This is a genomic window from Spiroplasma sp. hy2, assembly GCF_044714365.1.
Lineage (GTDB): Bacteria > Bacillota_I > Bacilli_A > Mycoplasmatales > Mycoplasmataceae > Spiroplasma > Spiroplasma phoeniceum.
Genome location: NZ_RXFZ02000032.1, coordinates 1 through 7,740 on the forward strand (window position 1 = coordinate 1; position 7,740 = coordinate 7,740).

11 protein-coding genes are annotated in these 7,740 nt (G+C 23.5%); 5 read left to right on the top strand and 6 right to left on the bottom strand.

Annotated elements, in window-relative coordinates:
* The 4 genes from EHV01_RS01880 to EHV01_RS01895 form a co-directional block, all read left to right on the top strand.
* Nucleotides 1-414 (top strand): recombinase RecT (locus EHV01_RS01880; protein ID WP_422065959.1); only part of this gene is annotated, 414 nt, incomplete at its 5' end.
* Nucleotides 399-863: a hypothetical protein gene (locus EHV01_RS01885; protein ID WP_422065960.1), complete on the top strand. Its 465-nt coding sequence runs from the start codon at nucleotides 399-401 to the stop codon at nucleotides 861-863. The genes EHV01_RS01880 and EHV01_RS01885, both read left to right, overlap by 16 nt.
* A 5-nt stretch (nucleotides 864-868) precedes the next feature.
* Nucleotides 869-1,642 (top strand): DNA-methyltransferase, encoded by a 774-nt coding sequence (locus EHV01_RS01890; protein ID WP_422065961.1) that lies wholly within the window; start codon nucleotides 869-871, stop codon nucleotides 1,640-1,642.
* A 12-nt stretch (nucleotides 1,643-1,654) separates the two neighbouring features.
* Nucleotides 1,655-1,801, top strand: a complete 147-nt coding sequence (locus tag EHV01_RS01895; RefSeq protein WP_422065962.1) for a hypothetical protein — start codon at nucleotides 1,655-1,657, stop codon at nucleotides 1,799-1,801.
* A 46-nt stretch (nucleotides 1,802-1,847) separates the two neighbouring features.
* On the opposite strand, the gene EHV01_RS01900 is transcribed toward EHV01_RS01895, so the two are convergent.
* The 3 genes from EHV01_RS01900 to EHV01_RS01910 all read right to left on the bottom strand — a co-directional run bounded on the left by EHV01_RS01900 (nucleotide 1,848) and on the right by EHV01_RS01910 (nucleotide 3,759).
* Nucleotides 1,848-2,210 carry a S1 RNA-binding domain-containing protein gene (locus EHV01_RS01900; protein WP_422065963.1) on the bottom strand — a complete coding sequence of 121 codons (363 nt, stop codon included), beginning with the start codon at nucleotides 2,208-2,210 and terminating at the stop codon, nucleotides 1,848-1,850.
* A gap of 78 nt (nucleotides 2,211-2,288) precedes the next feature.
* The gene (locus tag EHV01_RS01905) at nucleotides 2,289-3,011 is read right to left on the bottom strand and encodes a hypothetical protein (protein WP_422065964.1); all 723 of its coding nucleotides are present in this window, start codon (nucleotides 3,009-3,011) and stop codon (nucleotides 2,289-2,291) included.
* 409 nt (nucleotides 3,012-3,420) lie between these two features.
* Nucleotides 3,421-3,759 carry a hypothetical protein gene (locus EHV01_RS01910; protein WP_422065965.1) on the bottom strand — a complete coding sequence of 113 codons (339 nt, stop codon included), beginning with the start codon at nucleotides 3,757-3,759 and terminating at the stop codon, nucleotides 3,421-3,423.
* Nucleotides 3,760-4,085: 326 nt separating this feature from the next.
* Between EHV01_RS01910 and EHV01_RS01915 the strand changes: the two genes are divergently transcribed.
* A complete protein-coding gene (locus EHV01_RS01915) occupies nucleotides 4,086-4,544 on the top strand; it encodes a lipoprotein (protein ID WP_422065966.1) in 459 nt (152 codons plus the stop codon).
* Nucleotides 4,545-4,572: 28 nt separating this feature from the next.
* On the opposite strand, the gene EHV01_RS01920 is transcribed toward EHV01_RS01915, so the two are convergent.
* The 3 genes from EHV01_RS01920 to EHV01_RS01930 form a co-directional block, all read right to left on the bottom strand.
* Nucleotides 4,573-7,053, bottom strand: coding sequence for a hypothetical protein (locus EHV01_RS01920; protein WP_422065967.1), 2,481 nt, complete (start codon nucleotides 7,051-7,053; stop codon nucleotides 4,573-4,575).
* Between the two features lie 47 nt (nucleotides 7,054-7,100).
* Entirely contained in the window at nucleotides 7,101-7,463 is a 363-nt protein-coding gene (locus EHV01_RS01925; RefSeq protein WP_422065968.1) for a hypothetical protein, read from the bottom strand.
* On the bottom strand, nucleotides 7,463-7,740 hold a 278-nt coding region (locus EHV01_RS01930), incomplete at its 5' end, for a hypothetical protein (protein ID WP_422065969.1). The genes EHV01_RS01930 and EHV01_RS01925, both read right to left, overlap by 1 nt.

Here is a 7,740-nt window from a genome sequence, read left to right on the forward strand (position 1 = left end):
AWAWAAACTTTATATATGACAAGAGAGCAAATGGAAAATCATTTTATGAAATATTCTAAAACTTATGCTAAAAATAAATCATTTTATATTGCTAGTTTTGATGAAATGGCTCTTAAAACAGTATTAACTAGTTTATTAAGAAAATGAGGTATTATGTCAGTTGAATTACAACAAGCTTATAAATCAGATCAGGCAGTTATTACAACTAATGATGAAAAGATTTATATTGATAATGATAGTAATGTCGCCAAAAATCGGGGGCAGATTAGCGATGAACCCATATCAAATAATATAAATACCCCATCTTATACAGAAATAGCGGACACAAACGATAATGTAGTTAAAGAAGAAGATATTTCAAATGTAGTACCAGCAGTTAATAATAACAACGATGAGGAATGAGCAAATTGATAAAAATAGGTATTGATCCATCAGGAACTGGTACTACTGCTATTGTTGTTTATAAAGATAATAAATTAATAGATAAACAAGAATTTATAAATAAAGATTGAAAAGAACAATATAAATTTATTAATGATAAATTGTTTGATTATGAAGAAAAAATTAATATTGAAGATTGTTTATTTACAAATGCTAATGGTTCAAAAGACCGCGATGATTTATTAAGATTATTAGGAGCATTGGGCAACGTATATTCATTTTTAAATTGAGTATCACCAAAATATACTAAATCAGTTGTTAAAAATATCGAAAATTTAAGTAAATATAATGATAATTGTATATGAGAATTTGAAAAAGATATTAATTTAACTTATCAATATGGTAAAGGTTGATTTTATAATAATGAAAAAATAAGTAATCATTTACGCGATGCAATTATTATTGCTAATTGTGAGAGCTAACTACTATGAAAACTAATTTAGGTGAATTATATTTGGGTGATAGTTTAGAAATATTAAAAACAATACCTGATAAAAGTATTGATCTAATATTAACTGATCCACCTTACCTTTATCCTGATATTGCTAAAAAATTAGAAAATAAAGAAAAACATATTGAATATAACTTAAAAAAATTAAATGATCCTAATACATCTAATATTCAATATCAAATTCGTAAAAGAGAACTTGAATTTTTACAAGGTGAATTTATTGATAGTTTTGATATACCATCATATTTTAAAGAATGAATGCGAATTATTAAAAAACCAAATTTTATAATTTATTTATCAAAACAGCAATTAAAAGATTATTTAATTGAAATAGAAAATTATAATTTAAAGTTTGAATTAATAATTTATCAAAAAACAAATGATGCTCCAACTAATAATTCATATCGGAAAGATAAAGAATTATGTTTATATATTTATGATAAACCAATTTCTTATAGTAATGTTTGAAATCAAGATATGCAAACTGTTTATCAAATTACTAATAGTAATAATCAATTTATAGGAACTATTAAACACCCTACTGTTAAAGATATTAATTTAATTAAATTACAAATTAATAAACATAGTAAAGTTGGTGATACTGTATTAGATTGTTTTTTAGGTAGTGGAACAACTGCTATTGCTTGTGAACAATTAAATCGGCATTGAATTGGTATAGAAATTAATGAAAAATATTATAAGTTATCAAAACAAAGATTAAGTAATATTCAAACTACATTATTAATTTAAAGGAGATTATTTATGAAAAGAAAATTAATTCGTAATATTAATGTTTACTTAAATGAAAAACAAGAAAAAGTTTGAAATGAATTACCTGAATTATATACCAACTCACAACGAATAGAACATCTTATTAATTTTTATATAACACACAATAAAGAAAAATAAATAAAATGAAAAAAATAGTATTAATATGACTATTTTTTATATTAATTTATTCATTTTCATTTGATTTAATAATATTTTCAGTATTTTCTGTTTTATTTTGTTGATTGTTTAAATCTTGAAAAGCTTTTTTAATTTCTTGAATTTCAATATCATCATCTTTTTTTAATAATTCCGGATGAAGATTTTTATAACTTAATTTAAGATGTTTTCTAACTGAATCAAAATTAATAATTTCAACTTCAATTTCATCACCAATATCAAAAAAATCTTTAATATCTTTAACAAAGTAATCTGAAACTTCACTAATATGGATTAAACCATCGGCCTTTTCTGTTTTACAAAAAGCACCATAGGGAGTAATACTTGTTATTTTTACAATAATTTTGCTATTTTTGTCATACATAAACATATTTTTTTCTCCTTTATATAGTTAATTATATTATTAAAATGCTGAAAATATTTTGTTAAAAATAAATATTTTTACTTTCTAAATTACTTTTTTTCTTTCAACATGTATAAACATTAATTTTTTATTCGCTTCAATAAGACCATTTGGTCTTAAAATTATAATACTGGGTACAAAAAATTCATATACAGGGTGATTTTTAAAAGTCGTAAAATTTAAATTTATAGCATTATTTTCTTGGTCTGAAATACTTATATTATAAATATAATTATTACTATCATAATCTTTTATTCTATATACATCTGATGAATTTGATACAAAATCACTAGTATCAACAACTTCTCAATTATTTTCTGTTGGAGTATCGCCACCTTGTTTTGCTTTTCAAACACCATTTTCTTCATAAATACTATCATTATCAAAAGAAACACATAGCTCATTATTAGAATTATATATAATTGATTTATTATCAACTTTAATATTTTTTATATAATTATCAATATATTTTGTTAATATTTCTTGTGATACTTCAATTTGTCATATACCACTTTTTTCAGTATTTGCCCAAGGAATAATAGACAAAGTATTAGATCTAAAAATACTATTTTTTCATACATATTTAGCATCTGCTTCACTTAACATAATTGGTCTATCTTTATGATTAGTATCAGGGCGACCAAATCAAGTATGATATTCATTTTTAAAACCATAATTATCAGGGTTTATTTTAGTTATAGTTTGTGATTTATAAAACTTTGCTTTTTCTAATAAACTAATAACATCTGGTGAAAATTCTATTTTCATATTAGTAGGATATGTATAACTTGCAACACCATCACTACTATTTTCACCACCACTAGAATATTCAATCCCAGTTCTTATTAAATATTGAGTTTGTAAACAACAAGCAATTTTTACATAATTAATGCGTTTTTTATCAATCTCACTATTTGGATCAAGTAATGGAAATTCCGTTTCTAAACGATAACCACAAATACTATCTAATTGTAAACTTGCTCTTGAAATACCTTCAATTAAATAATTTGAAATATTATCATCATAAAGTTTTTTACCATTATTGTGCTACTAATTTATCAAACCCCTCTCAATTTTTAAACTCTTCTAATGTTATTAATTTAAAACTTTCTAATTTTGTTATATCTGCCATAATTTCACCTCTTTGCATCACCATTATAAACAAAAAAAGTCTTTTTTAGACTTTAATTGTTTTATTAGATAATTTAATATCTTTTTTAGAAATTGATTTTTTGGCTCTTTGTACTTTAACAATTTGATTAAATTCATCTTCACTAATAGGTTTATTTGTTTCTAATACTTGTGCTCATTCAGTATTACCAAGACCCAAAGTATTAGCAGTTTGAATTAAACCTAAATGAATAGCTTCTAATATTTCTTGTCCTACTAGTTTATTTGTAGACTCTTTAAGTTTATTTTTAGTTACTTTTTTAATTAAAAGTTCCAATCCTTTATAACCTAAAATACCTACAAAACAAGCACCAACACCAATACCAACTAAGATTTCATAATTCATATTTTATCTTCCTTTCTTAATTTTTACGACACCATCTTAACATCACCATAAAAATAATCAACAATTTAATTAAAAAGTGTTGAAATAATATTTTTTATTGATTTTATATAAAAAAATAATATAATTTATCTAAGTAATTTATTTAATTTAATAAATTACTTATCCTTCTTTTAAAATATTTGTAGTAATCTTTTTTATGAATAATTATTTATCAAAATATCAACAAAAGTGCTTATTATGAGCACTTTTTTAGTTTTTATTAATTTACCCTTGTATATATATATNTNTATATATATATAATGTGACCAGAAAGAGGGTTGGTATATATGAAAAAAATGTTAAGTATTTTAGGAACAATTAGTTTAGTAGGAACAAGTACAACAAGTTTAGTTAGTTGTGGTGAAGAACCAAAATGTGAAAATAAAATTATTGGTAATTTAAAAGAAATTTGTTCTTCAGATAGACCATTTCATAATGATGATGATAAATGATATTTTGTTATTGTAAAAGGAGATAGTCCTGAATGAAATATTATTAAATTCCAAAATAACAATAAAACTAAAACTATATATAGTTCAAATGACTATGAAGTTGATTTAGCAAAAGGAAGCAATAATTATTCGGGTTTGGTTATTTTTATTAAAAAAGATGATAAAAAATTCCCTTATACATGAGGACAAGATAAAGGGAAATACTTCAAAAATGTTTATCAATGATTGGGTGATAATGAACCAACAAATAATGACATACCAAAAATAGATGATAATGGGAATATTATTGTTTAAAATAATCATAAAAAATAGGGTTTTATCCCTATTTTTGTTTTAAATTGATATTAGACGCATGTATGGTTTTAATTAAAAAATGTGAATTTACTGTTCTATTTGTTGGAAATGCTAATTTACCTTTTATAAGCAATTCATAATTAACACTCATTTTTAATTTAACACCCTCATTGTAAAATACAATTTGTGTTTTAAAATGATAACCATCATCGTTTTGTCTAAATGGATATTGATATTCTTCTAAATTATTAAAAATAGTATATCCACTTTCATTAATATTTTCAATTTTAATATTAATTTTTGTTTCTAGTCTTTTTTTTCAATTAAATTCTGGATCAATACTATTTGCTTCAAAAATTATATTACCTGCATTTTGAAAACTAAAACTATCATAACTATCTTGAACTTGTTGTCAATTAGTTGCTCCAAATGTTTCAAAATCAAATAATAAAATGTCTTGATTATGGTATTTTTGGTCTCTTGTTCCACCTTGACCATTATCTTGAGCAGAAACATCTAGTTTACTATCTGCTTTACTTAAATTAATTTGTACTGGATAAAAATTAATACTTGGTGGTGGATCAGGTAATTTAACAGGTCAATCGTGTATTATATCATCATCAATATATTGGTCTAAATAACTAAGAGAATAAAGAGTTAATCAATCACGCACTGAATTATTATATAAACTTGTTGTTTGTAAACTAACAAAATAACTCATAATTGAATATGGATCATATAAATCAATATCATCGGAAAACATATAAATACGACATGCAGTTTTTCCCAAATTATAAAACCCAACTGCATCAATTATATATCGCCCACTCCCAACAATATCAGTTAGTAAATTTTCACTTTCTATTGTTGACAAAGATACACTTTCTTCATTAATTAAATAAATAATATCTTCATCATTAAATGATTGCGGTATCATAACACTACTAATTCTATAATTTTTACCGTATTCTTTTTTTGATTTTTTAGATCACATTGATGCTGTTATTTTATCTGTTAAAGTAAATGCTCAACTTGTATTACTTGCACTAGCACCGATTATATCATTTACCTCATCTTGAGTATTATATCTAAATACATCTAAGGGGATATTACCTTGATTTTTTGCTTGTGGACGAGTACTATCTTCAACAATAGGCCAATAACTTTCATCATAAAATGTATAGTTTGCTTTACCAATAAATAAAGGAATACCAGTTTTAATATTTGGATATAAATTATTAGTATTTTTATCTATTGTTTTTCAATAAATCGGAATCCCTAAGCTTATTGCATTTAAAAATTTCCCAACAATAGGAATATCACGCTGTGTTCATGCAATACTTTCTGTTATATCTATTGGTAATGAAATAATATGATTAACCATAACACTAAATAAATTTAACATATCTTTTAATTGACCACGATTTTTACTTGGGTTAATTGTGTTATATCCTATATCAACATTATATTTAAAATAACCATTTGCTCGTACATCAAAATCTTTAATAACCTTATTACCTTTATAATTTAAAGCAACATCTTTAACTGTTAAATTGTTTGGGTTAGTTGCTTGTGTTAATTTTCTATCAGTATTTAAGTATCCCTCATAATTCTTTTTAATCTCTTGGTTAGATTGACCTTGTTTTCTTTTTAATCAATTATCATATTGTCCATTTACAGCAGGTATCCCATTAGTTAATAAATAAGTAGTTAAAGGCTTTGAAGATTTTGTTAAACTATCGGCAACTGGCATTTTTAAATCATCAATAAATAATCTTCGTTGTGGATATACTTTTTCATTTCATTTGCCTAAATTTTCAATAGGTCGACCAAAAATAACTGGTGCAGTAAAGCCATTATTACCTAATAATGTTAATTGAATACTTTTAATTCCATTATCACCAGTAAATTTTTCATTAATTTCATAATCTTTGGGAATACCTAAATCATCTCATATTATTTTAGGTATAACATAACCTTCACCTGCTGCTGAAAATTGTACGAATTGCTGAATAGTTTGCCCAGTAGTATTAATATAATCTTTAACATAACTAAAAGTAATAACTCAATATACTAATTCATTTAAATCATTATATTTTGGTTGAGCATTTGAAATAAACATTAATAAATTATCATCAACATCTTCTTTATCAGATTGTAAAGGAACTAAATAAAATCTTAAAAAATCTTCTCTTTGAAAATTATAAGTAGTTTCAATTGTAATTGTACGATCAAGATATCAAGCGTTATATTCTCCAAAATATTCTTCACCACCTAATTTAGAAAACTCAACAGTATCATTAATATTAACAATATGACACTTATAACCATCACCTTTAAATTTTCTTTTAATAGCAAAATTATCTAATGCTTTATTAATTTTTTGTAAATTAATAACATAAACATTAAAACCATTTTCGTTATTAATTTTTTCTCAAATATCATTAACTGGATAATTATTCTCAGGTTCTTCTTTATTAATAAAAACTTGTTTTGTTGCATCTCACAAATAAGTTTTTTCGGTACTAGTAATATATAAATAACTAATTTTATCTGTTAAACTTTTTTAAAATCATCAATAGAATAAGTAAATCATTCTTTTTCTTTTTGGAAAAAATCATAATTTCAAATATCAGGGATATGTCTAGATCTAATTTTAATTGCATTTTTTCATTGTGCTATAATTCCCTCTTTACCAGTAAATATTTGCGACATTTGAGTAAAGTTTTGTGGTACTCCATTATTAGGTTGAAAACCTTTATCAGTAATATTTACTAAGCCAGTTTTAATAATAAATGGAAAAAAGAAATAATTACTTTTAATATCAATATCTAATTTAGTTAAATCAGAACGAACACTATTATCCATTATTATTTCATTTAAGTTTTTAAAAATACTATTAATATTCGGTACTTGCATTATTGTATATCTCCTTTAATATCTTCTTCTCTTGTTTGATTTTCTTCATCATCAATATAACTCATTTCTTGTTGTAGTTGTTCTTTTTGTTCTGTTTTAATTTCTTCAAACATCATTCGTGCTTTTTTATTTGTCACCTTATCTTGTTTATGAATTGCATCAATATGAGTAATAGTTCCATTATTTAATCTTCTATCAATTACTTCTGATTGGGTAATTTCATTAATAATAGAAATATCAATAAATTCTAATGTATAAGGTCTAACATTATCGTTAT